Below are 23589 nucleotides of genomic sequence, written 5' to 3' on the forward strand. Positions count from 1 at the left end.
AGCCCCCACCGGCCCGCGGAGGCCCGACCAGCCCAGGAAGCAGCTACGCGTCGCCGTCCTCGCCGCGGACGCGAGAGTCATGCCACTTGGGATCGTTCTCCCACTCGAGGTTCCGCTCCCGAGCGGTCTGCATCGCGTGCTCCGCCTCCTCGCGGGACGCGTAGGGCCCCATCCGGTCCTTGCCGGGACAGTCGGGACCCTCCTCGACCTTCCCGTGCTCCAGGCAGTAGAACCACTCGCCCGGCTTGCCGACCGTCCGCTTCTTGAACAGCGCCATGACCCGCTCCTCTCGTCCCCGTTCTCTGACGCCATGCTGCCCCACCTCGGCTGGCTAGACTCGCTGGCATGTCTGGCCAGTCACCGCTCGTCCCAGGGGAGCTCTCCCCCATCCGTTCCGTACCCGGCAACATCAGGCGCCCGGAGTACGTCGGGAAACCCGCGCCGACCCCGTACACGGGGCCCGAGGTGCAGACCCCCGAGACCATCGAGCTGATGCGCACCGCGGGCCGCATCGCCGCCCGCGCCATGGAAGAGGCCGCGAAGCACATCACGCCCGGTGTGACCACCGATGAGCTCGACCGCGTCGCGCACGAGTACATGTGCGACCACGGGGCCTACCCCTCGACGCTGGGCTACCGCGGCTTCCCGAAGTCGCTGTGCAGCTCGATCAACGAGGTCATCTGCCACGGGATCCCCGACTCCACCGTCCTGAACGACGGCGACATCATCAACCTCGACGTCACGGCGTACATCGGCGGCGTGCACGGCGACAACAACGCCACCTACCTCGTCGGCAACGTCGACGAGGAGTCGAAGCTGCTCGTCGAGCGGACCCGCGAGTCCCTCGACCGCGCCATCAAGGCCGTCAAACCCGGCCGGCAGATCAACATCATCGGCCGGGTCATCGAGTCGTACGCCAAGCGCTTCGGCTACGGAGTGGTGCGCGACTTCACCGGTCACGGGATCAACACGTCCTTCCACTCCGGATTGATCGTCCCGCACTACGACAGCCCGCACGCCACGACCACCATCAAGCCCGGCATGACGTTCACGATCGAGCCGATGCTGACGCTCGGCACGTACGAATACGACATGTGGGAGGACGGCTGGACCGTCGTGACCAAGGACAGGAAGCGCACCGCGCAGTTCGAGCACACGCTCGTGGTGACGGAGACGGGCACGGAGATCCTCACGCTGCCCTGAGTCCGCCCCGCGCCGCCCCATTCCGCGCCGGGCCCGGCGCTCGCGCCCCGCCGAAGATCCGGATCCGATCGATGGATCCGGATCTTCGTGGTTCCGGGCGGCGTGAGCGGGTAACTTTTTTACCGACAGGACGTCGGGAACCGGTTGACTTAGGTAAGCCTAAGTTGCCATGATCTGCAGGGATCGCACCGGCTTCCGCCATCCCGTCATCGCCCGGCTCCCTCTGGAGGTCCCTCATGGACACGCCGCTCACGCCCTTCTCCACGGTCATCCGCACCGCGTCGCACGAGCAGCACACCGAGGCCGAGACCTCCACGTTCATGGGCGACATGCTCGGCGGCAGGCTCGGCGTCGACGCCTACACGCGCTACACGGAACAGCTGTGGTTCGTGTACCGCGCCCTGGAGGACGGCGCGCAGTCCCTGCGCGACGACCCCGTCGCCGGACCTTTCATACAGCCCGAGCTGCTGCGCGTGAGCGAGCTGGAGCGCGACCTCGCGCACCTGCGCGGCGCCGACTGGCGCACGGGCCTCACCCCGCTGCCCGCCACCGCCGCGTACGCGGACCGCGTCGCCGAGTGCGCGCGCACCTGGCCCGGCGGGTACGTCGCCCACCACTACACCCGCTACCTCGGCGACCTCTCCGGCGGCCAGATCATCCGGGGCAGGGCCGAGCAGACCTGGGGCTTCGCGCGCAAGGGCGACGGCGTCCGGTTCTACGTCTTCGAGGGCATCTCCAACCCGGCCGCGTTCAAGCGGAGTTACCGCGAGCTGCTCGACGGGATCGACGAGGTGGTCGCGGACGAGTTGGAGAGGAAGCGGATCGTGGACGAGTGCAAGAACGCTTTCGCTTTGAATACGGCGGTGTTCCGTGAGCTCGGGGAAGAGTTCCCGCTGAGTGCCTGACGGGGCCGGTGTCTCGGGGCTCCGCCCCCGAGACACCGCTCCTCAAACGCCGGAGGGGCTAATACCCCCGGTTGCGGCGGGCCGCGAAGACCGCTGCTGCGCCTGCTGCCACCGCCGCGCCCGCCGCGCCGAGCAGTGCCGTCGAGGGGACGGAGGCGCCGGTGGAGGCCAGGGATCCCGTGTCGCCGCCGACCGAACCGCCGCCGACCGATCCGCCGCCGCCCACGGAACCGGAGCCCGTGGTGCCGGTGCCGCCCGCCTCGCCGCCGCCTGCCTCTCCGCCGCCCGCCGGGAGGCCGGCGCCCGCCTTCGAGGAGAGCGCGAGGGTCACCGGGTCGAGCTTCTCGCCGGGCTCGTAGGGACGCGTGCCGCGGTTGACGAACTGCTGGGCGCCCGCCTTCGTGAGGGTCGCGGGGACCTTGTCGAACAGGACGACCCCGTTCTTCGGGACGTACGAGACCTTGGAGAGGTCGAGCTTCGCGAACTTCACGTCGTTCTTGGTGCCCGTGGGTGTCCTGACGTCGACGAGCAGGGTGCCCGCGGAGCCGTTCGCCCGGACCTTGAGGTCGCTGAACCTCATGTCGATGCCGTGCGCCTTGTACCGGAAGCGGACGCTGCCGCCGAAGGACGCGTCGACCTTCTTGGCGTCGGAGTCCACGTCGGCCTTGGCGTACGGGAACGTGTAGCCGCTGGAGACCTTCTTGGCGCCGCCCGCGACGGACACGCTGCCACCGGTCGAGATGTACGTGCGGAAGGTCTGCTTCAGGCCCCAGGAGAGGCTGCCTTCGACGACCTTGTCCGCGGGCTCCTCGGTGCCCGAGGTGGGCTTGGCCGTGGGCTCGGCGGTCGGCTTGTCCGTGGGCTCGGTGGTGGGCTCGGTGGTGGGCTCGGTCGGGTCGACGGTCGGCTTCGGGGGCTTGGTGGGCTCGGTCGGCTTCTCGGTCGGCTCCTCGGTCACCGGGGCGCCCGCCGTCACCGTGAGCGTCGCGGGGTCGAGCTTCTCGCCCTTCGCGTACATGCCGTTGAACGCCTTGGCGCCGTCGGCGGTCAGCGTCGCGGGAATGTCCTTGAAGACCATCGCGCCGCCGTCGCCCCGGCCGGGGCCGACCGCGCCCAGGTCGAGCTCGGCGAGGTCGATGTCGTTCTGGGTGGTGCCGTTGAGGGTGACGTCGGCCCGGATGGCACCGGTCTTGCCCGTCGTGTGGACCTTCACGTCGGCGATCTTGATGTCGAAGGTGTGGATCTTCGAGACGAAGCGGACGCTGCCCTTGAAGGCGACGTCGGTGGCGTGCGTCGGCCCGGAGTCATAGGTCCCCGTGCCGTCGGTGAAGGTGAACACCCCGTTGCCGGCCGCCTGCTGGGCGCCGTCCGTGGCCTCGATGGTGCCGTGGGCCATGCCCGCGACGTACTTGCGGAAGGAGTCCTTGAGCCCCCAGTCCAGCGTGCCGTTCTTGAGCTCGAACTTCGGCGGCGCGGCCTTGTCGCCGTCCGCGGCGAGCGCGGGCAGGGCGAGGGCGCTCGCGCCGAGCGTCACGGCGGTGGCAACGGCTGCCGCGAGGGTTATGGGTCGACGGTTGGCGGCCATGATCAGGTTTCTCCTTGGGAGGGGGAGAGGGAGGGGTGAGGGAGAGGGAGAGCGTGTGTGCGGGGGTCAGGAGTCCGTGGGCGTCGGGGCGTCCGACGCCGCGCGCTTCTTGCGTACGACACCGAACGCGACCGCCGCGGCGAGCAGCAGCGCCACGCCCGCGCCGATGCCGATCGGCACGGCGTTCGACGAGGAGTCGGAGGACTCGGCGGCGTTCTCGGTCTTCGGCTCCGCGGCCTTCGCCTTCTGCGGCGCGGGCTTCGCGGACGAGCCGAGGTCGGGCAGCGCGGGCAGCTTCGCGTCGCCGTCGAGGGCGACGGCGAGCGAGAGGGGGTCCATGGCGGAGCCCGCCTTGTACATGCCGCCGAACGCCTTGGCGCCGTCGGCGGTGAGCTTCGAGGGCACCTCGGTGAGGGCGACGAGGCCGTCCTCGGGCTTCAGGTCCCTGGCCGGGGCGGCGAAGGTGACCAGGGGCGCCTTCTTCAGGGAGACACCCCTGTCGCCCTTGCTCTCGACGTTCGCGCTGAGCGTGCCCTTGCCGTCCTCCACCTCGACGGCGACCTTGCTGAGCGCGAGGTCGAGGCCGTGTTCGCCGGTGAAGCGGAGGGTTCCCGCGAAGTCCGCCGCGAGGGTCCCCTTCTTCTCGTCGTACGTCCCCGCGCCCTGGGGGAAGCGGAAGAGCGCGCCGCCGTCCTGGGCCCCCTCGGACAGTTTCCACTCGCCCTTGGCGATGGATCCGGTGACGTACTCGCGGAAGGTCCGGCGCACGCCCCAGTCGACGGCGGCGTCCTCGATGCGGCCCGCAGCCTTCTTCTTGTCCGACCCGGACGACTTCTCGTCCTTGGGCGGCTTCGCGTCCTTGGACGGCTTCTTCCCGCCCGGCTTCGCGGCGGCGGTCAGGTCCGTGGACAGGCTCACCGGGTCGAGCGCGGTGCCCGCCGTGTAGTACCCGGCGAAGGCCCTGGCGCCCTGTGAAGTGAGCGTCGCGGGCAGGTTGTTGAGGGCGATCGGGCCCGTGCCGCCCTTCATGTCGATGCCGGAGATGTTGAGCGAGGCGAGCGGTACCTGCGCGGTCGATGTGACCTTGCCGGTGCCCTTCTCCTTGCTGACCATGTCGGCGTAGAGCGTGCCGGAGCCGCCGGAGACCTTGACGGTGGGGCGGCTGATCGTGAGGTCGAGCTCGTACGAGCCGCCCTTCTTGTGCCCGGTGAAGCGCACCCCGCCCGAGAACCCGGCACGGAACGCCCCGCTGTCCGGGTCGTACGAGCCCTTCGCCGAGTGGAAGCGGAACTGACTGCCGCCGACCGTGGCGGCGCCGCCCTGAAGCGTCGAACTCCCCTGTGCGATGGGCCCGGTGACGTAGCTCTGGAACGAGGATTTGATGCCCCAGTCGAGCCGTCCGCCCTGCACCGCGCGGCTCTCGGCGTGCGCGGTGGCCGCTGGGAGCAGTGCTCCGACGAGCGCGGTCAGGACGGCCACGGATCCGGCGCGGGCGGTGGCGCGCGCCTGTCTCGACGACGGCATGGGGGGACCCCTCCAGGGCTAGCCAATAAGGTAAGGCTAACCTAAACTACGATCATCCCGGCCGGGAACCCCACCACCGGGAACCCCGGCACCTCGGACCTCAACAGCACGACAGGACGGTGGACTTCGGTGCGTATGCCGCGCTCACTCCGCATCGCAGGCGCGTGGGCCGCCGTACTCGCCCTCGGCCTCACGGGGTGCCAGACGTCGGACGGCAGCGGCGGCACGGGAGCGGAGAAGGCGCAGGCGAAAGCCGCCGCACCCGACCGCGTCGAGCCGTTGAAGACGCGGCCCGAGCCCGCACTGCCCGCCACCGTCACCTCCGCCGACGGACACGAGGTGACGGTGAGGGACACCAGCCGCATCGTGCCGCTCACCGGCAGCCTCAACGAGATCGTGTTCACCCTCGGACTCGGGAAGAACGTCGTGGCGCGCGACATCACCGCCACCTTCGACCAGGCGGAGAAGCTGCCGGTGGTGACACGTGCCCATGACGTCTCGGCGGAGAGCGTGCTCTCCCTCAGGCCGACCGTCGTCCTCGCGGACACCACCACCGGGCCCGCCGAGGCCGTCGACCAGATCCGTGACGCGGGCATCCCGCTCGTCGTGTTCGACCCGGCCAAGGGCCTCGGCGACGTGAGCCCGCGGATCGCGGCGGTGGCCAAGGCCCTGGGCGTCGAGAAGTCGGGCGCCGAGCTGACGAGGCGTACGGAGCGGCGGATCGCGGCAGTCCGCGAGGACATCCCCGCCGACAAGGGCGCGAAGAAGCCGCGGGTCGCCTTCCTCTATCTGCGCGGCTCGGCCTCCGTCTATCTGCTCGGCGGCCGTGCGTCCGGGGCGAGTTCGCTCCTGGAGGCGGCGGGCGCGGTCGACGCGGGCAAGGAGTCGGGGCTGAAGAAGGACTTCACCGCGATCACCAGTGAGGCACTCGCCAAGGCCGCGCCCGACGCGATCCTGGTCATGCGGAAGGGGCTCGACTCGGTGGACGGCGTGGACGGGCTCCTCAAGGTCCCGGGCGTCGCGGAGACCCCCGCGGGCCTGGACCGGCGCATCGTCTCGATCGACGACGGGGTCCTCCTCAACTACGGGCCGCGCACCGACCAGGTCCTCAAGTCCCTGGTGGACCAGCTCTACGGGGGCGGCGAGTGAGCGTCCTGACCCGAGCCGCCGACGCCGAGGCGCCCGCGCCGCCCGAGGGCGCCCCACGGCGCCGTCGCGGCGCCGCGCTCCCGCTGACCGTGGGGCTCGTGGCCGCCCTCGTACTCCTCTGTCTCATCTCCGCGGGCACCGGCGCCTACCGCATCCCGCTCGGCGACGTGCTCGGCTCCGTGCAGCACCGGATCGGGCTCGGCGGGGCCGCGCTCGACCGGGTCGGCGAGAGCGTGCTGTGGAACGTGCGGCTTCCGCGCGTCGTGCTCGCGCTGCTCGTCGGCGCCTCGCTCGGCTGCGCGGGCGCCCTGATGCAGGGCGTGTTCGGCAATCCGCTGGCCGAGCCCGGCGTGATCGGGATCTCCTCGGGCGCGGCGGTCGGCGCGGTCGCCTCCATCGCGCTCGGCCTCAGCTTCTTCGGCAACTGGACCATCACCGTCTGCGCGTTCGTCGCCGGGCTCGCGACCGTCCTGCTCGTGTACGCGATGGCACGCGAGGGCGGCCGTACGGAAGTCGTCACGCTGATCCTCACCGGCATCGCCGTGAACGCGTTCGCGGGCGCGCTCATCGGCCTGTGCGTCTTCTTCGCGGACAACGCGCAGATCAGCCAGATCACCTTCTGGCAGCTCGGCTCGCTCGCGCAGGCGACCTGGCCCAAGGTGCTCGCGGTGCTGCCGTGCGCGCTGCTCGGGCTCGCCGTCGCACCCTTCTCCGCGCGGAAGCTGGACCTGCTCGCGCTCGGCGAGCGGCCCGCGCGGCACCTGGGCGTGGACGTGGAGCGGCTGCGGCTCGTGCTCGTCCTCGTGGTGGCCCTGCTGACCGCGGCCGCGGTGGCCGTCGCCGGGATCATCACCTTCGTCGGCCTCCTCGTGCCGCACCTGTTGCGGATGGCCGCAGGCCCCGGGCACCGCTTCCTCGTGCCCGGGAGCGCGCTCGGCGGAGCGCTGGTCCTGGTCGCGGCCGATCTGGCCGCGCGCACCGTGGCCGCGCCCGCCGAGCTGCCGCTCGGCGTGCTGACCGCCCTCTTCGGCAGCCCGTTCTTCTTCTGGCTGCTGCGCAGGACCCGTCGCAAGCAAGGTGGTTGGGCATGATCGGGCAGTGGGGCAGGCGGCTCTTCGCGGGGCGGGAGCGCGCCCTTCCGGGCCCGAGCGCGCCGGGCGACGTGCTCGCCGCCGCCGAAGGACTGCGGGTGCGGCTCGGCGGGCGCGAGGTGCTCGGCGGGGTCTCGCTCGCCGCGCGCTCCGGCGAGGTGCTCGCCCTGGTCGGCCCCAACGGCGCGGGGAAGTCGACCCTGCTGGCCGCGCTCGCCGCCGACCTGCCCGCGGCCGAGGGTGTCGTCCGGATCTGCGGGAGACCGGCCCCCGAGTGGCCCGCGGCCGAACTCGCCCTTCGCCGCGCGGTGTTGCCGCAGTCCGCCGCGCTCTCCTTCCCCTTCCCCGTCGAGGACGTCGTCCGGATGGGCCGCGCGCCCTGGGCGGGGACGCGGCTCGCCGATGACGACGACGGGATCGTGCGCGAGTCGATGGCGGCCACCGAGGTGGGCGACTTCGCCGTCCGTCCCTTCTCCGCGCTCAGCGGCGGCGAGCGGGCCAGGGTCGCGCTCGCCAGGGTGCTCGCCCAGCGCGCCCCGCTGCTGCTGCTCGACGAGCCGACGGCCGCGCTCGACCTGCGCCACCAGGAGCTGGTCCTGCGGATCTGCCGGGAGCGGGCGGCCGAGGGGGACGCGGTCGTGGTGGTCCTGCACGACCTGGGGCTCGCGGCGGCGTACGCGGACCGGGTCGCGGTGCTGCGCGCGGGGTGCGTCGCGGCCGAGGGCGCGCCCGCCGAGGTGTTCGAGGAGGAGCTGCTCAGCGAGGTGTACCGGCAGCCGGTGGAGGTCTTCCCGCACCCGCGCACCGGCGCCCCCGTGGTCGCCCCGCTCAGGGGCCCGGAACTCCCTGCTTGACCTTTGCTTTGCCTGGTCATGGGCGACTCATCAAGCCCTTGTGATCGGTTTGTGAGCGCGGGTGAAGCGTGAGAGCTGAATCACGGAACAGGCGGGTATCACCGAGGTAAGGCTCAGTTAAGTTAGGTCCGCCTCACCGGCCTGCGGTGGGGTCTGCGCCCGTCCTTGAACCGCCTTGGAGCCCTCTATGCGACCCGTGCGACCCGCCCGCGTCTCCGTCGTCACCGCCGTCGCCACCGCGGCGGCCCTGACCGCCGTCACCGGCTGCACGGAGAAGAGCGACGCCAAGAGCGGCGGGGCGAACAGCGTCAGCGTGATCGCCACCGACGACAAGTGCGACGTCTCCAAGAAGAAGCTCTCCGCCGGTCACGTCGAGCTGGCCATCGAGAACAAGGGCTCCAAGGTCACCGAGGTCTACATCCTCTTCCCCGACGACCGCATCGTCAGCGAGCGCGAGAACATCGGCCCCGGCACCAAGCAGAAGCTGACCGCCGAGGTGAAGGCGGGGTCGTACGAGATCGCCTGCAAGCCCGGCATGAAGGGCGACGGCATCCGCCAGGAGGTCACCGTCACCGGCGGCACCAAGACCGCCAAGCGCGACCCGCGCCTGGACAAGGCCGTCGCCGAGTACCGCGCCTACGCACAGGCGCAGGCCGACGAGACGCTGCCGAAGACGAAGACGTTCACCGACGCCGTGCGCAAGGGCGACCTGGCGGCGGCGAAGAAGGCGTACGCCCTCTCGCGCATCGGCTGGGAGCGCACCGAGCCGGTCGCCGAGTCCTTCGGCGACATCGACCCGAAGGTCGACGTGCGCGAGGACGGTCTTGAGGAGGGCCAGGACGTGGAGAAGGACTGGACGGGCTGGCACCGTCTGGAGCGCGCCCTGTGGAAGGACAAGAAGATCGGCAAGCGCGAGAAGGCGCTCGCCACCCAGCTCGACAAGGACCTCCTGGACTGGCAGAAGCGGGTCGGCAAGGCCGTGATCACCCCGACCTCCATGGCCAACGGCGCCAAGGAGCTCCTGGACGAGGTCGCCACCGGCAAGGTCACCGGCGAGGAGGAGCGCTACTCGCACACCGACCTGGTCGACTTCAAGGCCAACGTCGAGGGCGCGGAGAAGTCCTACGAGCTGCTCAAGCCCGTCGCCGCCGAGAACGACCCGAAGCTCGCCAAGGAGCTCGACAAGCAGTTCGCGGCCCTGAGCAAGCTCCTGGACAAGCACCGCGAGGGCGGCGCCGACTCCTACGAGTTCACCTCGTACGACAAGGTCGGCAAGGCGGACCGCAAGGAACTGCAGGACGGCGTCAACGCGCTCGCGGAGCCGCTGTCGAAGCTGGCGGCGGCCGTCGCCAAGTCCAAGTAGCGGCAAGGGGGAACGATGGCTGAGATCACCACAAACGAGCCGGGGACCGCGCCCGAAGCGGCCACCGCCGAGGGCAACTCCCCCGCGCCGTCCAGACGTGCACTGCTCGCCTTCGGCGGCGCCGGGCTCGCGCTCGGCGCGGCCGCGGCGGGCGGCGCGGTGGCGATGGTCCGCACCGGCGACGAGGTGGCGCCCGCCGCCGAATCGGGGGCGGCCGTCGCCTTCCACGGCGCGCACCAGGCAGGCATCGCGACCGCGGTCCAGGACCGGCTCCACTTCGCGGCGTTCGACGTGAAGACGGACGACCGCGAGGAGTTCGTCCAGCTCCTCAAGGACTGGACGAAGGCCGCGGCGCGGATGACCGAGGGGCACGCGATCGGCGAGGGCGCGTACGGCGGGCTCGCCGAGGCGCCGCCGGACGACACCGGCGAGGCGCTCGGCCTCAAGCCGTCCCGGCTCACCCTGACGATCGGCTTCGGGCCCTCCCTGTTCGAGAAGTTCGGGCTCGGCGACAAGCGGCCCGACGCCCTGGTGGACCTCCCCAAGTTCCCCGGCGACAACCTCGACAAGGCGCGCAGCGGCGGCGACCTGTGCGTGCAGGCGTGCGCGGACGACCCGCAGGTCGCGGTGCACGCCATCCGCAACCTCGCGCGCATCGGCTTCGGCAAGGTCGCCGTGCGCTGGTCCCAGCTGGGCTTCGGCAAGACCTCGTCGACGACGCCGGGCGCGCAGACCCCTCGTAACCTCTTCGGTTTCAAGGACGGCACGCGCAACGTCTCCGGCGACGACTCGGCGCGCCTCGACGAGCACGTGTGGGTCGGTGAGAAGGACGGTCCCGGCTGGATGACGGGCGGCTCCTACCTGGTGGCGCGCCGCATCCGGATGAACATCGAGACCTGGGACCGCACGCCGCTCGGCGAGCAGGAGGACATCTTCGGCCGCGACAAGGGCGAGGGCGCCCCGGTCGGCAAGGCCAAGGAGCACGACGAGCCGTTCCTGAAGGCGATGAAGCCCACCGCGCACGTCCGCGTCGCGCACCCCGACGCCAACCACGGGGCGACGATCCTGCGCCGGGGCTACTCCTTCACGGACGGCACCGACGGCCTGGGCCGCCTGGACGCGGGCCTGTTCTTCCTCGCGTACCAGCGGGACGTCCGCAAGGGCTTCATCCCGGTGCAGCGCAACCTGGCGCGTTCCGACGCGCTCAACGAGTACATCCAGCACGTGGGTTCCGCGGTCTTCGCGGTCCCGCCGGGCGTCCGCGGCAAGGACGACTGGTGGGGCAGGGGCCTGTTCACCCGGGAGGCGTGAGCCGATGTTCGGCAACTATCTGATCGGCCTGCGCGAGGGCCTGGAGGCCAGCCTGGTCGTCTGCATCCTCATCGCGTACCTGGTGAAGACCGGGCGGCGGGACGCGCTCGTGCCCATCTGGGTCGGCATCGGCGTCGCGGTGGCGCTGGCGCTCGGCTTCGGCTGCGCGCTGACCTTCGGCTCGCAGGAGCTGACGTTCGAGGCGCAGGAGGCGCTCGGCGGCTCCCTGTCGATCGTCGCGGTGGGCCTGGTGACGTGGATGGTCTTCTGGATGCGGCGCACGGCGCGGCACTTGAAGGCCGAGCTGGGCGCCAAGCTGGACGCGGCCCTGCAGATGGGCACGGCCGCGCTGGTGGCGACCGCGTTCCTCGCGGTGGGCCGGGAGGGCCTGGAGACGGCCCTGTTCGTCTGGGCGTCGGTGCGCGCCTCCAGCGACGGCTCGCACGCGCCGCTGATCGGCGTGATCCTGGGGCTGCTGACCGCGGTCGCGCTCGGCTGGCTCTTCTACAAGGGCACGGTCCGCATCAACCTCGCGAAGTTCTTCACCTGGACCGGCGCGATGCTGGTCGTGGTGGCGGCGGGCGTCCTCGCGTACGGCGTGCACGACCTCCAGGAGGCGGAGTTCATCGGCGGCCTGCGGGACAAGGCGTTCGACATCAGCGCGACGATCCCGCCGGACAGTTGGTACGGCACGCTCCTCAAGGGCGTCTTCAACTTCCAGCCCGATCCGACGGTGTTGCAGGTCGTCGTCTGGCTCCTCTACCTGGTGCCGACGCTGGCGTTCTTCTTCGCGCCGACGCGGCGGGCGGCCCGTGACAAGGCTCCCGCGCCGGAGAAGGCAACGGTTCCGGAACAGGGCTGACCCCGCCTGTCCCGGCCCGAACTCCCGTGCCTATGATCGCCGTTCATCAACCGATCAACCAATCACGAGGGACATTTCATGCGTAGTTCCCGTCTCGGGAAAACCCTGGCCACGGTGACCGCCGCCACGGCCATGGCGCTCGGCGGCACGCTGATGACGGCGACCGGCGCGTCGGCCGTCGGCGGCTCCGCCTGCTCGGTGAACATCAAGAACAAGCAGATGATCGCCAGTTCGTTCGGCGCCCAGACGTGGACCGGGCCGGGTTCCAGCTACACCAAGAAGAAGAAGCTGTCGTCCTTCGAGGGCTTCTACGCCCGCTGCTACAAGAAGAACAGCCACGGCAACAAGTGGTACTACGGCGACCCCAACGGCACGAGCTACCGCGCCTGGGTCTACGAGGGGAACCTGCAAACCCCCTGAGTTCGGACCTCCTGGCCACGCCCCTTCCCGGCCCCGGTAGGGTTCGGCCCCGGGAAGGGGTAGGTGAGGACATTCCGATGAGCAAGGTTCGCAGGGTTCGCGGTCTCAATCGGCCTCTCATGGCGTCGGCGGCGGTGTCGGCCCTCGCGCTGACGGCGAGCGGATGCGTGACCGTGCACGGCGAGCGCGAGGTCGTGCCCTCCGCCACCAAGTCCGAGGCCGCCAAGGCCCTCGATGACTTCCTCACCGCGTACAACAAGGCGGACAAGGCGTACGATCCGGCCCTCGACGCCGCCCGGATCACCGGCCCCCTCGGCGCCATCAACCAGGCGGGCCTGAAGTCGCGCGGCGTCCAGCACCCCGGCGGCAACCCCGGCGCGGTGCCGCTGGAACTGACGGACGTGAAGTACTCGATCCCGAAGAAGGCCGGCTGGCCGCGCTGGTTCCTCGCCGACTCCAAGGCCACCCGCCGCTCGGACCTGCGCTGGCTGTGGGTCTTCACCAAGAGCGGCCCCGACGAGCTGTGGCGCGCGACGTACCTGAACCTGGTCTCGCCGCAGAAGATGCCCGAGCTGAAGAAGGACGAGGACGGCTGGGCGCAGCCGGTGACGACGGGCGCGAAGGACCTCGCGCTCGCGCCGTCCGACCTCGGCAAGGAGTACACGTCGTACCTGAAGTCCGGCGGCGACGCCTTCGCGCCGGGCGACCACACGTCGCGCTGGAAGGCGTTCCGCGACCGGAACTCCCAGCGGGCGGGCCTCGCCGTGCAGTACATCGACGAGCCGCAGAACGGCGGCACGTTCGCGCCGCTGGGGCTGCGCACCGAGGACGGCGGCGCGCTGGTGTTCTTCGCCACCCGCCACTACGAGCGGCAGACCGCGTCCAAGGGGCTGAGCCCGAAGGTCGACGCGGACGCGAAGGCCCTGCTCAAGGGCGAGGTCAAGCAGTCACTGACGCTGAACAGGGCGTCCAACCAGGTCGTCGTGGACCCGAAGAAGTCGGGCGGCGAGAAGGTGGCGTTCCTCGGCCGCATCCAGGGGCTCACGGGGGCCCGGGGCGAGTAGCGGCCCCGCGCCGGACCGCGCTCAGCGGCGCGAGGGCCAGGCGGCGACGTCGTCCTGCGGCTCGCCCGCGACCCTGGCGCACTCGTCGGTGAGCGTCTCCAGGAGCGTCAGCGGGTCCGGCAGCGGGTGCTCGGGGCCGCGCACCCAGCGCATGCCCAGGTCACCGGGGAGCCTGGCGGGCGGCACCAGGACGTACGAACCGCGGCAGTGCCAGCGCAGGCCGGGGTGCTCGTCCATCGTCTCGGGGTGGCAGTCCAGCTCGCAGGGCCACCACTCGTCCTCGTCCTCGGGGGTGCCGCGGGTGGCGGTGTGGAAGAGCATCCGGTCATCACCCGACTCGGCGACGGGACCGACCTCGATACCGGCGGCGAGCAGCCGTTCGAGGGCCACGCGCCCGGCGCTCAGCGGCACGTCGAGGACGTCGTGGACCATGCCGGTCGCGGTGATGAAGTTGGCCTGGGGCTGGTGGCGCGCCCACCGCTCGACCTGGCCCCGGTCGGTCGTGGACTGCGTCTGCCAGGCGAAGGAGACGGGGTGCCTGGCGGGCGTGGGACAGCCGATCCGGTCGCAGGAACATCGGTAGCCCGACGGGTAGGCGGCCGGTGCGAGCGGCAGTCCGGCCGCCGCGGCGGCGAGGAGCAGGTCCACGCGGGCCTGGTCGTCGGCCGTCGTGTCCTTGGGGCGGCGACGCAGCCACTGGGAAATCCTGCCCTGTACGCCGGACCGGCTACCGTACTCCGCGCCCATCTAGCCCCTCACCTCGCCGTTGTGCCGAAAGCATGACCCATGGTCCCACCATCCTGCGCCCCGGGGGGCCGGAGCCCACATCCGGGGTACCTGGGGTGATCCAAGGCGCCGGACTGCTTCGCGCGTCATTGCGTACTAAGAGGGGATTTACCCCCCTACGGTGTCGCCATGGTCATCAGGACTGTGCTGACAGCTCTCACGACGCTGACCCTCACGGCACCGAGCGGCTTCCTCGCCCCGATCGAATGGGGCGGCGGCCCCCTGACGGTGGACGCGCTCCCCAGCGTCGTCTACACCGCACACCGGGGCGGCGCCCTGGAGGTGCCCGAGAACAGCATGTCGGGCCTCGCCGCGGCGTACGAACGCGGCACCGCCCAGGTCATCGACTTCGACACCCGGATACTGCGCGACGGCACGCTGGTGGTCATGCACGACGCGACCCTGGACCGCACCACGTACGAGACGGGCCCGGTGCGGGACCTGGACAGCGCGTCGTGGCAGGACGTCCTGGTGCGCCCCGGCATGGATCTGCCGGGGTTCTGGAGCCCGGAGCGCCCGCCGACGGTCGCGGAGGTGCTCGACCGGTTCGGCGGGCGCATCATGCTGATGCTGGAGGCCAAGGACCCGCAGAGCCTCAAGCGCCTCGCCACGCTGATCCGCTCGCGCGGCCTGACCCGCTCGGTCTTCGTGAACTCCAACAACCCGGCGGTGGCCCAACGCGCCCACCAGATGGGCCTGCTGGCCCAGCTGTGGCGCTCCAAGACGCAGATGCGCGCGGACCGGCCCGAGCACTGGGCGTCGTACGTGGACGTGCTCGACGTGGACTACAAGGCGCGCGACAGCGATCTGATCCGCGCGGTGAACTCGGGGATCCCCCGGGTGTGGGCGCACACGGTGACCACGCCCGCGCAGCGCGACCGGGCGCTGCGGCTCGGCTGCAACGGCATCATCACGGATGCGCCGGGGCTCCTGTCGCGCACCCCGATCGCCGCGTCGACGAGGTCCGCGCTCAGGACGCGGCGGGGCGCGGCGTGATGCCGTAGAGCGCGTACTCGACGAGCTTGTCGGTGTAGGCGTGGGTGAGCGGGCCCGATCGCATCAGCCAGCGCTGGGCGAGCGGGCCCGCCCACAGTTCGAGGGCGATGCGGGGGTCGACGCCGGGGGCGACCTGGCCCGCGTCCTGGGCCTGGCGCACCCGCTTCACGAAGAGCTGGAGCTGCGGTTCGAGGAGCTTCTCCACGAACTCGGCGCCCAGCTCGGGGTTGAGCAGCCCCTCGGCGGCGAGCGCGCGGTAGGGGGCGTCGTACTTGGGGTCGTTGAACTCGTCGACGGTGGCCCGCATCACGTACTTGAGGTCGGCCTCCAGGTCGCCGGAGTCCGGGATCTCGGTGGCGACCTCCTCCCGGCCCGCGTTCTCGCTCGCGGCGCGGGACGCCTGCTCGGCGAGGTCGAGGAAGGCGTCGAGCAGGACGGCGCCCTTGGAGGACCACCAGCGGTAGATCGTCTGCTTGCCGACGCCGGCGCGGGCCGCGATGGCCTCGATCGTCAGCTTGCCGTAGCCGACCTCGCCGACGAGGGCGAGGGCGGCGTCGTAGATCGCGCGGCGCGAGCGTTCGCTGCGGCGCGTGGAGTCGGGGGCTGATTTCTGGGCCATGGCATCGAATGTAGCAGCGAGCGAGACGTACCGTCTCGACAAGACGGTACGTCTCGCTCGGCTCGAAGCGCGGAGATCCCTCCCGCACCCCAGGAGCAGCAGCGTGACGTCAACCACCCGTTCGGTGCACAGCGCGAAGGCTCCTCAGACCGCACTATGGGCAGCAACTGCCCCCGGCAGGGGCAGCATCCGACCCTGCGGTACGTGAGGAGCCTTCGTTGTCCCGTTTTCCTCGCTCTCCTCGGTGCGCCACACCCCGGCGCTATCTGATGTGCCCACCGGCACACTTCAAGGTCACGTACTCCATCAACCCCTGGATGGATCCCGCCAAACCGGTCGACGTGCCGCTCGCCGTCGCCCAGTGGGAGGACCTGCGCGACGTGTACCGCTCGCTCGGCCACACCGTCGAAGAACTGACTCCCAGAGCGGACCTGCCCGACATGGTCTTCGCCGCCAACGGCGCGACCGTCGTCGAGGGCCGCGTGCTCGGCGCGCGCTTCGCCTACCGCGAGCGCGAGGGGGAGGCCGACGCCCACCTGGAGTGGTTCAGGACGCACGGCTACACCGAGATCCACGAACCCGTCCACATCAACGAGGGCGAGGGCGACTTCGCCGTCACCTCCTCGTACGTCCTGGCCGGGCGCGGCTTCCGGGCCAGCCCCCTCTCGCACGGCGAGGCGCAGGAGTTCTTCGGCCGCCCGGTGATCGGGCTCGATCTGGTCGACCCCCGCTACTACCACCTGGACACCGCGCTCGCGGTCCTGGACGACGCGGCGGACGACGTCATGTACTACCCGCCCGCCTTCTCCCCCGGCAGCCGCACCGTCCTGAGGCGGCTCTTCCCCGACGCGCTGATCGCCGAGGAGCCCGACGCCGTGGCGCTCGGGCTCAACGCCGTGTCCGACGGGCTCCACGTGCTGCTCCCACAGGCCGCCATCGGCCTCTTCGAGCCGCTGCGCGAGCGCGGCTACGAACCCATCGGCGTGGACCTCGGCGAGCTGCTCAAGGGCGGCGGCAGCGTGAAGTGCTGTACGCAGGAGCTGCGGAGCTAGGCGCTCAGCCCAGCTTCCCCGGGCAGAGCCTGCGCGGTGCGTCGTCGCCCTTGAGGCGGGCGTCGACGCAGCCGCCCGGCAGGCCCTCGTACGCCTTGGTGCCGAAGTTGGCCGTGACGGTCAGCGTGCCCCTGCCGAACACCGTGCGCTGGACCGTGCGGTCCGCGCTCAGTCGCCGGTAGGAGGTCAGGGGCTCGGTGCCCGCCGCCTTGTGCAGCGGCGAGAAGTACTTCTGGAGCGCGGCCAGTTCGGCGCCGTGCTTGGTCAGGGACGGGCCGTCCAGGACGTAGTTGAGGGGGGTGTTGTCGAGCATCGCGAGCAGCGCCCGGTCCTTCTTCTGGTCCGGCAGCTTCTCGTAACCGAGCTCCCAGCGCTCGGTGTTGACCAGGGAGCCGTGCAGAGCGGTCTCGTAGAGCGGGACGCGGTAGCGGGGGTCGTACATCGCCTTGGCGAGGTCGGCGGGCAGGTCGACGGGCTTGAAGAAGACGCCGGGGGCGTTCTCCGGGTAGTAGCCGCCCCACTTCTCGCGGTCCTTCTGGAGCGCCCACAGGCCGTCGGCCGCCGGGGTGCCGCCGCCGTGGTCGAAGGCGAGCACCTGGTTCGCCCACGCCTGGGCGGTCTCGGAGCCGAGGACGAGGCCCTTGCCGGTCTCCGCGATGCGGCGCATCCGCGCGAGGCGGTGCTCGCGGTCCTCGGCCTTGGTCATGCGGTGGCCCTTGCCGTGGTCGCGGAAGAGTTCGCCGGTGGCGTCGACGTCGAGGAAGTAACTGTCGGCGCCGCCCGCGACCATGGCGCGGGTGCGGTCCGCGAGGTAGTGGTGGCGGGGTTCGGCCTTCTCGAAGGCCGCCGAGCTGAGGTAGCAGCCCCGGCCGCCGAAGCCCGTCTCGGGCTTGCCGTGTGCGTCGCGTACGCAGAAGTCGGGGTACACGGTGCCGGGCCAGCGCGAGTTGGGGGCGTCGGCGCTCTTCGGGTCCTGGCCGTTGGCGAAGGAGTCGTAGGGTCCTGTCAGGTATCCGGCCTTCTTGGCGGCGCTCACCGCCGCCCCGTCCGGGTAGGGCTCACCGTCGTAGCCGAGCCACATCCGGTCGACGCCGAGCTTGCGGAGCCGCTCGACGCCGTCCGCCGTGCGGGCCTCGCCCCAGGTGTAGGCGTGGAAGGCGCCGAGGAGCTTGCCGGTGGCGGGGTTCTTCGCGATCTTCCGCTTCAGGCTGCCGAGCCGGCCGCGCTCGGCGAGGTAGGAGCGGTAGTCGGCGGCGGGCGCGACCGCGTTGCCGTCGGTCAGGGCGAAGGTGACGGTGTAGTCGCGGGTGCCGTCGCCGCCGTCGAAGGTGTGCCGCGCCGTGGTGCGCAGGCGCCCGCCGGGGGCGGTGAAGCCGAGGGTCGTGCCGATGTCGGTGGGGGTGAGGTAGCTGACGCCGGTCCGCCCGCCGAGGGAGTAGCCCCACAGCGGCAGCGTCAGACCTTCGCCCACGTCGACGGTGCTGCCGCCGAGTCCGCCCTTGCCCGTGGTCCAGAAGGCGTCGTCGACGGGGACGTCCAGGCCCTCGCCGCGCGGGAGTTGGAGCGAGGTGGACGCGGCGTCGGTGCCGGTGACGGGCCAGCTGACGGAGGTGTCGCGGGCCGACTTCATGCGCAGCGAGAGGCGGCCGTGGTCGGTGCGGGCGGTGACGTCGATGCCGCGTTCGGGGTAGCTCCAGCGGGCCCGGTCCTCGCCGGTGCGGGTCACCGGGCCCGGGGCGCCGAGGTCGGTGCCCGAGGCGTCGGAGAGGGTGAGGTCGCGGCCGTCACCGGTGCGGGCGCGGACGGCGAGCGTGGCGGTGTCGACGACCGCGGTGCCGCCGTGGACGGCGAGTTCGACGCGGCTGCCGCGCGGCTGTCCCGCGCCCGCGGTGAAGGCGTACGTGGTGGCACCGGCCGCGGTGAGCGCGAGGGCGAGGGACAGGGCGAGGAAGCGGGTGTCCGAGCGCCTGCGGGCATGGCCTGGAGAACTGATCTTGGTGGGCATGGGGATGTGGATAGTCGCCGGGTCTAAGAACCTCTTAAGAAGAGGGTCAGTTCAGCCAACTGGCCGGGGACGTGCTAACAATACGGACGCGCAGTGACATCGACCGTCCTGTGTGAACGCATCACCACAACCAAAAAGTTGGGTCCACAGGGGCCCAGGGGGAAAGAGGTATCAGCGCAGTGAACCGTATGCGCACGTCCGCCGCGGTCCTGGCCACCGCGGGGGCACTCACGGCCGCACAGCTCGGTCTCGCCGGGTCCGCGTCCGCCGCGACAGGACCGACCGCTCCGAAGGCCGCGTCGGCGAAGGCCGCGCCGCGCGCCGTCGCCGGATGCCCGATCGACATCGTCTACACGTCGCGCTTCCAGATCGACCGCAACGGCTGGGTGACCAACGGCGGACTGTACTTCGGCATCAAGAACAAGAGCCGTTCGAGCATCAAGAACGTCACGTTCACGGTGACCAACGTCAAGAACGTCCGCTTCGGCAAGGCGACGCCGACGGGCGGCAAGGTCACCCGCAGGACGTCGAAGACCGTCTCGGTCTTCGACAAGTCCTTCAAGGGCAAGGCCAAGCTCGGCGTCAAGGTGCGTACGCACCTGCTGAACACCCGGTCCTACAAGGTCAAGTTCGCCGTGCACGGCACCGGCTGGAACTGCGCCGTCGACCAGGGCACCTGGGGCGCGTGAGTCACTCCGCCGACGGGGGCGGCCACGCGTCGCCCCAGTCGGCGTCGCGCGCCGCGCGGTAGAGGGGGCCGTGGCGCTTGGTCACGGTCTCCCTGCGCAGCTCCTCCTCGGCCCCGCACAGGTCGAGGAGGACCTGGCCCTTGCGGATCTGCGGGCGGCGCACCACCCGGGCCGACGGCGGCACCGGGTCGAAGCGGACCGCCGCGACGTAGCTGAACTTCTCGTCCTCGTACGCCAGTGAGCCGCCCTTGACCTGGCGGTGCAGGGACGAGCGGCTGACGCGGGCCGAGAAGTGGCACCAGTCGGTGCCGGGCTCGATGGGGCAGGCCGCGCTGTGCGGGCAGGGCGCGGCGATCCGGAAACCGGCGGCGATCAGGCGCTCGCGCGCCTCCATGATCCGCGTGTAGCCGTCCGGGGTGCCCGGCTCGATGATGACGACGGCCTGCGCGGCCGCGTCCGCCGCCGCCTCCACGACCGAGGCCCGGTCGGCCTCCGTGAGCTCGCCGAGGACGTACGACACCGTGACGAGATCGGTGCTCTCGATGGCGAGCGATGCTCCGATACGGGAGCGCTGCCACCGCGCGGCCTTCAAGCGGGGCTCCGCGCCCGCCAGTTCACGGCCGAGGGCCAGCGCGGGCTCGGCCCAGTCGAGGACCGTCACGGGCCGCTCCCCCGCCCAGGTCGAGGCGACCGCCCAGGTCGCGGCCCCGGTCCCGCCTCCCACGTCCACGTGACTGCCCGGCGCCCAGCCCTCGGGCGCCGCGTCCGCGAGGGCGTCGAGCGCGGAACGTACCGCCTCGAAGGTCGCGGGCATGCGGTAGGCGGCGTAGGCCGCGACGTCCGCGCGGTCGCGCAGGATCGGTGCGTCGGTCGGTGTGCGGCCCCGGTAGTTGGCGATGAGCCGGTCGACGGCCTGGGTCGCCTGCTTGGGCGGCAGTCCGTCGAGGAGCCCGGCGAGCGCGGTGCGCAGCGTGTCGGCGGGGGAGGCTGGGGAAGCCGGGGAGATCGGGGCGTTCACCCCGTGATTCTACGGGGGTAGGAGGGAAGCACGAGCCGACGGTGAACGGCGCGAGAAGGTGTGGGAAGGAGCGTCATGAGCACAGAGGTACGCCGGGCCAGGGTGTCCGACCACGGCGCGATCGTCGATCGCGTCCAGACCTGGTGGGATGCCACCCACTCCCCCGAGCAGTCCAGGGAACTGTCCCTGCTGCTGCCGAAGCTGTTTCTGCAGTTCTTCTCGCAGACCAGCCTGATCGTGGAGGAGGACGGCGCGGTCAGGGCGTTCCTCGTCGGCCTGTACTCCGCCGACGACGACCACGGCGCGTACATCCACTTCGTGGGCGTCGCCCCGGAGCTGCGCGGCCGGGGCGTGGGCCGCACGCTCTACGAGGAGTTCTTCCGCGGGGCCGCCGCCGCGGGCCGCACGGAGGTCCGGTCGATCACCTCGCCGCGCAACACCCGCTCCATCGCGTTCCACCGCGCCATGGGCTTCACGCTCGAACCGGGTGACCGCGAGGTCGACGGTCTTCCCGTGCACAGCGACTACGACGGCCCCGGGCACCACCGGGTCTGCTTCCGCAGGGCCCTGTAGCCCGCCCTGTAGCCCGCGCCCTGTAGCCGCTACCGCCCCCGGGCCGCCCGCGCGAGGCGGGTGGCCGCCGCCGCCCTCGGCGCGCTGTCGGCGGGCCTGCGCACCGGGTGCACGGTGTTGGCGAGCAGCACGAGGAACGTGTCCGTCACCGGGTCGAGGACCAAGGACGTGCCGGTGAAGCCCGTGTGGCCCGCCGCGCCGCCGCCCGCGAGCTGTCCCATGAACCACGGCTGGTCGATGCCGAAGCCGAGTCCCGGCGCGGTCAGCATCAGCTCCACGAAGTCGGGGCCGAGGATGCGGGCCCTGCCGTACGAGCCGCCGCACAGCAGCGTGCGGCAGAACACGGCGAGGTCGCGGGCGGTGGAGAAGAGCCCGGCGTGCCCGGCGACGCCGCCGAGCGCCCAGGCGTTCTCGTCGTGGACCGTGCCGCGCAGCATCCCCCGGTCGGCCTTCGCCCAGGGCCTGCGCTGGTCCTCGGTGGCCGCGGCGTCCGGGCGCGGGCCGAAGCCGGTGTCGGCCATGCCCAGGGGCCGGGTGATGCCCTCGCGCACGAGGACGTCGAGGGGGCGGCGGGTGAGCCGCTCCAGGACGTGCTGGAGCAGCAGCATGTTCAGGTCGGAGTAGACGTAGGTGCCCGGCTCGGTGACCGGCTCCTCCCTGCGCAGGGCGACGCGGCGCGCGGCGGCGTCCGGGCAGTCGTACAGCGGCAGCTCGGGCCGCAGGCCCGAGGTGTGGGTGAGCAGCTGGCGCACCGTGATGCCGTGCGCGGCGGCGGCCGTGAACTCCGGGACGTACGCCCCCACGAGGGCGTCGATGCCGAGCGTGCCGCGTTCCAGCTGCTGCACGGCGGCGACGGTCGTGAAGAGCTTGGTGAGCGAGGCCAGGTCGAAGGGGGTGCTCGTGCGCATCGGCACCCGCCACTCGCGGGGCAGCTCGACGCCCGCGTCGGTCTCCGGGTCGTACGAGGCGTAGCGCACGGCCCAGCCCTCGGCCGCCTCGGCGGCGATCACCGGGCCGCGGCCCGCGAGGACGACGGCGCCCGCGCACCAGGGGCGCGGGCCGCGCGTCAGCTCGCGCACCTCGGAGACGAGGCGGCCGATCTCGTCGGGGTCGAGGCCCGCGCGGTCCGGGGTGCCGGTGCGCAGGAGCCGTGGTGCGGTCAGTGGTCCACTCCCTCCGTGGCCCTGTGCTGCCAGGGGCGGCACAGTCCCACGAAGCAGGCGATGGCCGCCAGCGCGCAGACCAGTTGGACGACGGCCATCGGGACGGCGGTGTCCTCGCCCGCGATGCCGACGAGCGGCGACGCGATGGCGCCGATGAGGAAGGACGTGGTGCCGAGCAGCGCGGAAGCGGAACCGGCCGCGTGCGGGGTGCGGACGAGTGCGAGGGACTGGGTGTTCGGCATGGCCAGGCCCATCGCCGACATCAGGACGAAGAGTCCGGCCGCGACCGGAACGAGCCCGACCTCGCCGAAGACGCCCGTGGTCATCAGGAGCAGCGCGGTCGCGGCGAGGGTGATCACGCTCAGGCCGAAGCCGAGCACCTTGTTCAGACTGATCCTGCCGACCAGGACCTTGCCGTTGATCTGGCCGACGACGATCAGGCCGACGGAGTTCACGCCGAAGAGCAGGCTGAAGGTCTGCGGGGACGCGCCGTAAATCTCCTGGATGACGAAGGGCGACGCGGAGATGTACGCGAACAGGGCGGCGAACGCGAAGCCGCCCGCGATCATGTAGCCGGTGAAGACGCGGTCGGCGAGCAGCGACTTCATGGTGCGCAGCGCCTCGACGGTGCCGCCGCCGTGCCGCTTCTCGGGGGCGAGCGTCTCGGGCAGGCACCGCCACACGAGGGCGGTGAGCGCGATGCCGACGCCGGTGAGGACGACGAAGATGCCCCGCCAGTCCGTGAAGCGCAGGACCTGGCCGCCGATCAGGGGCGCGACGACCGGGGCGACGCCGGAGATCAGCATGAGGGTGGAGAAGAACCGGGCCATCTCCACGCCGTCGTACAGGTCACGGACGACCGCCCGGGCGATCACGATGCCCGCCGCGCCCGCGAGTCCTTGCAGGAGGCGGAAGCCGATGAGGAGTTCCGCGGTGGGCGCGAAGGCGCAGATCGCGGTGGCCAGGATGTAGACGAGGAGGCCGATGAGGAGCGGGCGGCGGCGCCCCCACTTGTCGCTCATCGGGCCGACGACGAGCTGGCCGAGCGCCATGCCCATCAGGCAGGCGGTGAGCGTCAGCTGGACGGTCGCCGCGGGGGAGCTGAGCGCGTCGGTGACCTCCGGCAGGGCCGGCAGGTACATGTCCATGGAGAGCGGGGGGACGGCGGTGAGGCCGCCGAGGACGAGGGTGACGAGTGCGCCGGTCCTGCGGACGGCGACGGGGTTCTTCGGCCCCGTCGCCGTCCGTATCTCGTGCTCTTCCGTGGTCTGCCCGCGCTCAGGCATCGCGCCCCTCCCAGTTGGTTCAGTCCCGACCATGGTCGCAGCTCTGGGTGGGTGGTACAGACCGATTTCCG

23 protein-coding genes are annotated in these 23589 nt (G+C 71.5%); 14 read left to right on the top strand and 9 right to left on the bottom strand.

What is annotated here, in order from left to right:
• Positions 1–43: 43 nt before the first annotated feature.
• Complete coding sequence (locus KY5_RS11415; RefSeq protein ID WP_098242132.1) at positions 44–277, bottom strand: hypothetical protein; 234 nt, start codon at positions 275–277, stop codon at positions 44–46.
• Between the two features lie 68 nt (positions 278–345).
• On the opposite strand from KY5_RS11415, the gene map reads away from it, so the two are divergent.
• Positions 346–1203: a type I methionyl aminopeptidase gene (gene map, locus KY5_RS11420; protein WP_098242133.1), complete on the top strand. Its 858-nt coding sequence runs from the start codon at positions 346–348 to the stop codon at positions 1201–1203.
• A 236-nt stretch (positions 1204–1439) separates the two neighbouring features.
• Positions 1440–2108 carry a heme oxygenase (biliverdin-producing) gene (locus tag KY5_RS11425; protein WP_098242134.1) on the top strand — a complete coding sequence of 223 codons (669 nt, stop codon included), beginning with the start codon at positions 1440–1442 and terminating at the stop codon, positions 2106–2108.
• A 58-nt stretch (positions 2109–2166) separates the two neighbouring features.
• Here the strand turns inward: KY5_RS11425 and KY5_RS11430 are convergent, their stop codons facing one another.
• Both KY5_RS11430 and KY5_RS11435 read right to left on the bottom strand, forming a co-directional pair.
• Positions 2167–3693 (bottom strand): HtaA domain-containing protein, encoded by a 1527-nt coding sequence (locus KY5_RS11430; protein ID WP_098242135.1) that lies wholly within the window; start codon positions 3691–3693, stop codon positions 2167–2169.
• A 66-nt stretch (positions 3694–3759) separates the two neighbouring features.
• Positions 3760–5217 (bottom strand): HtaA domain-containing protein, encoded by a 1458-nt coding sequence (locus KY5_RS11435; protein WP_098242136.1) that lies wholly within the window; start codon positions 5215–5217, stop codon positions 3760–3762.
• Positions 5218–5352: 135 nt separating this feature from the next.
• Here KY5_RS11435 and KY5_RS11440 point away from each other — a divergent pair, with 135 nt between their 5' ends.
• The 8 genes from KY5_RS11440 (at position 5353) to KY5_RS11475 (ending at position 13331) form a co-directional block, all read left to right on the top strand.
• Positions 5353–6366, top strand: coding sequence for a heme/hemin ABC transporter substrate-binding protein (locus KY5_RS11440; protein WP_098242137.1), 1014 nt, complete (start codon positions 5353–5355; stop codon positions 6364–6366).
• Between the two features lie 5 nt (positions 6367–6371).
• Positions 6372–7457, top strand: a complete 1086-nt coding sequence (locus KY5_RS11445) for a FecCD family ABC transporter permease (protein ID WP_234363165.1) — start codon at positions 6372–6374, stop codon at positions 7455–7457.
• Positions 7454–8311, top strand: a complete 858-nt coding sequence (locus KY5_RS11450) for a heme ABC transporter ATP-binding protein (RefSeq protein ID WP_098242139.1) — start codon at positions 7454–7456, stop codon at positions 8309–8311. The genes KY5_RS11445 and KY5_RS11450 overlap by 4 nt, the downstream gene beginning before the upstream one ends.
• A gap of 196 nt (positions 8312–8507) precedes the next feature.
• On the top strand, positions 8508–9674 hold the full coding sequence (gene efeO / locus KY5_RS11455; protein ID WP_098247186.1) for an iron uptake system protein EfeO: 1167 nt from the start codon (positions 8508–8510) through the stop codon (positions 9672–9674).
• Positions 9675–9689: 15 nt separating this feature from the next.
• Positions 9690–10985, top strand: a complete 1296-nt coding sequence (gene efeB, locus KY5_RS11460) for an iron uptake transporter deferrochelatase/peroxidase subunit (protein WP_098242140.1) — start codon at positions 9690–9692, stop codon at positions 10983–10985.
• Between the two features lie 4 nt (positions 10986–10989).
• Positions 10990–11847 (top strand): iron uptake transporter permease EfeU, encoded by an 858-nt coding sequence (gene efeU / locus KY5_RS11465; RefSeq protein WP_098242141.1) that lies wholly within the window; start codon positions 10990–10992, stop codon positions 11845–11847.
• 78 nt (positions 11848–11925) lie between these two features.
• The gene (locus KY5_RS11470; RefSeq protein WP_159072507.1) at positions 11926–12267 is read left to right on the top strand and encodes a hypothetical protein; all 342 of its coding nucleotides are present in this window, start codon (positions 11926–11928) and stop codon (positions 12265–12267) included.
• Positions 12268–12386: 119 nt separating this feature from the next.
• On the top strand, positions 12387–13331 hold the full coding sequence (locus tag KY5_RS11475) for a hypothetical protein (protein ID WP_234362688.1): 945 nt from the start codon (positions 12387–12389) through the stop codon (positions 13329–13331).
• Positions 13332–13352: 21 nt separating this feature from the next.
• Here KY5_RS11475 and KY5_RS11480 read toward each other — a convergent pair whose 3' ends face one another.
• Entirely contained in the window at positions 13353–14078 is a 726-nt protein-coding gene (locus KY5_RS11480) for a bifunctional DNA primase/polymerase (RefSeq protein WP_098242144.1), read from the bottom strand.
• Between the two features lie 168 nt (positions 14079–14246).
• Between KY5_RS11480 and KY5_RS11485 the strand changes: the two genes are divergently transcribed.
• The gene (locus tag KY5_RS11485) at positions 14247–15113 is read left to right on the top strand and encodes a glycerophosphodiester phosphodiesterase (RefSeq protein ID WP_098242145.1); all 867 of its coding nucleotides are present in this window, start codon (positions 14247–14249) and stop codon (positions 15111–15113) included.
• On the opposite strand, the gene KY5_RS11490 is transcribed toward KY5_RS11485, so the two are convergent.
• Positions 15088–15732: a TetR/AcrR family transcriptional regulator gene (locus KY5_RS11490; RefSeq protein ID WP_098242146.1), complete on the bottom strand. Its 645-nt coding sequence runs from the start codon at positions 15730–15732 to the stop codon at positions 15088–15090. The genes KY5_RS11485 and KY5_RS11490 overlap by 26 nt on opposite strands.
• Before the next feature lie 218 nt (positions 15733–15950).
• Between KY5_RS11490 and ddaH the strand changes: the two genes are divergently transcribed.
• A complete protein-coding gene (gene ddaH / locus KY5_RS11495; protein WP_418952760.1) occupies positions 15951–16784 on the top strand; it encodes a dimethylargininase in 834 nt (277 codons plus the stop codon).
• Positions 16785–16788: 4 nt separating this feature from the next.
• Here ddaH and KY5_RS11500 read toward each other — a convergent pair whose 3' ends face one another.
• Positions 16789–18789 (bottom strand): glycoside hydrolase, encoded by a 2001-nt coding sequence (locus KY5_RS11500; protein WP_098242148.1) that lies wholly within the window; start codon positions 18787–18789, stop codon positions 16789–16791.
• 188 nt (positions 18790–18977) lie between these two features.
• Between KY5_RS11500 and KY5_RS11505 the strand changes: the two genes are divergently transcribed.
• Positions 18978–19478: a hypothetical protein gene (locus tag KY5_RS11505; protein ID WP_234362689.1), complete on the top strand. Its 501-nt coding sequence runs from the start codon at positions 18978–18980 to the stop codon at positions 19476–19478.
• 1 nt (position 19479) lies between these two features.
• Here the strand turns inward: KY5_RS11505 and KY5_RS11510 are convergent, their stop codons facing one another.
• Positions 19480–20496, bottom strand: coding sequence for a small ribosomal subunit Rsm22 family protein (locus KY5_RS11510; RefSeq protein ID WP_098242150.1), 1017 nt, complete (start codon positions 20494–20496; stop codon positions 19480–19482).
• Positions 20497–20571: 75 nt separating this feature from the next.
• Here KY5_RS11510 and KY5_RS11515 point away from each other — a divergent pair, with 75 nt between their 5' ends.
• Positions 20572–21069: a GNAT family N-acetyltransferase gene (locus KY5_RS11515; RefSeq protein ID WP_098242151.1), complete on the top strand. Its 498-nt coding sequence runs from the start codon at positions 20572–20574 to the stop codon at positions 21067–21069.
• Positions 21070–21098: 29 nt separating this feature from the next.
• On the opposite strand, the gene KY5_RS11520 is transcribed toward KY5_RS11515, so the two are convergent.
• Both KY5_RS11520 and KY5_RS11525 read right to left on the bottom strand, forming a co-directional pair.
• Positions 21099–22274, bottom strand: coding sequence for a serine hydrolase domain-containing protein (locus KY5_RS11520; RefSeq protein ID WP_234362690.1), 1176 nt, complete (start codon positions 22272–22274; stop codon positions 21099–21101).
• Complete coding sequence (locus KY5_RS11525; RefSeq protein WP_098242152.1) at positions 22229–23518, bottom strand: Bcr/CflA family multidrug efflux MFS transporter; 1290 nt, start codon at positions 23516–23518, stop codon at positions 22229–22231. The genes KY5_RS11520 and KY5_RS11525 overlap by 46 nt, the downstream gene beginning before the upstream one ends.
• Positions 23519–23589 lie beyond the last annotated feature (71 nt).

The sequence above is a fragment of the Streptomyces formicae genome (assembly GCF_002556545.1).
GTDB lineage: Bacteria > Actinomycetota > Actinomycetes > Streptomycetales > Streptomycetaceae > Streptomyces > Streptomyces formicae_A.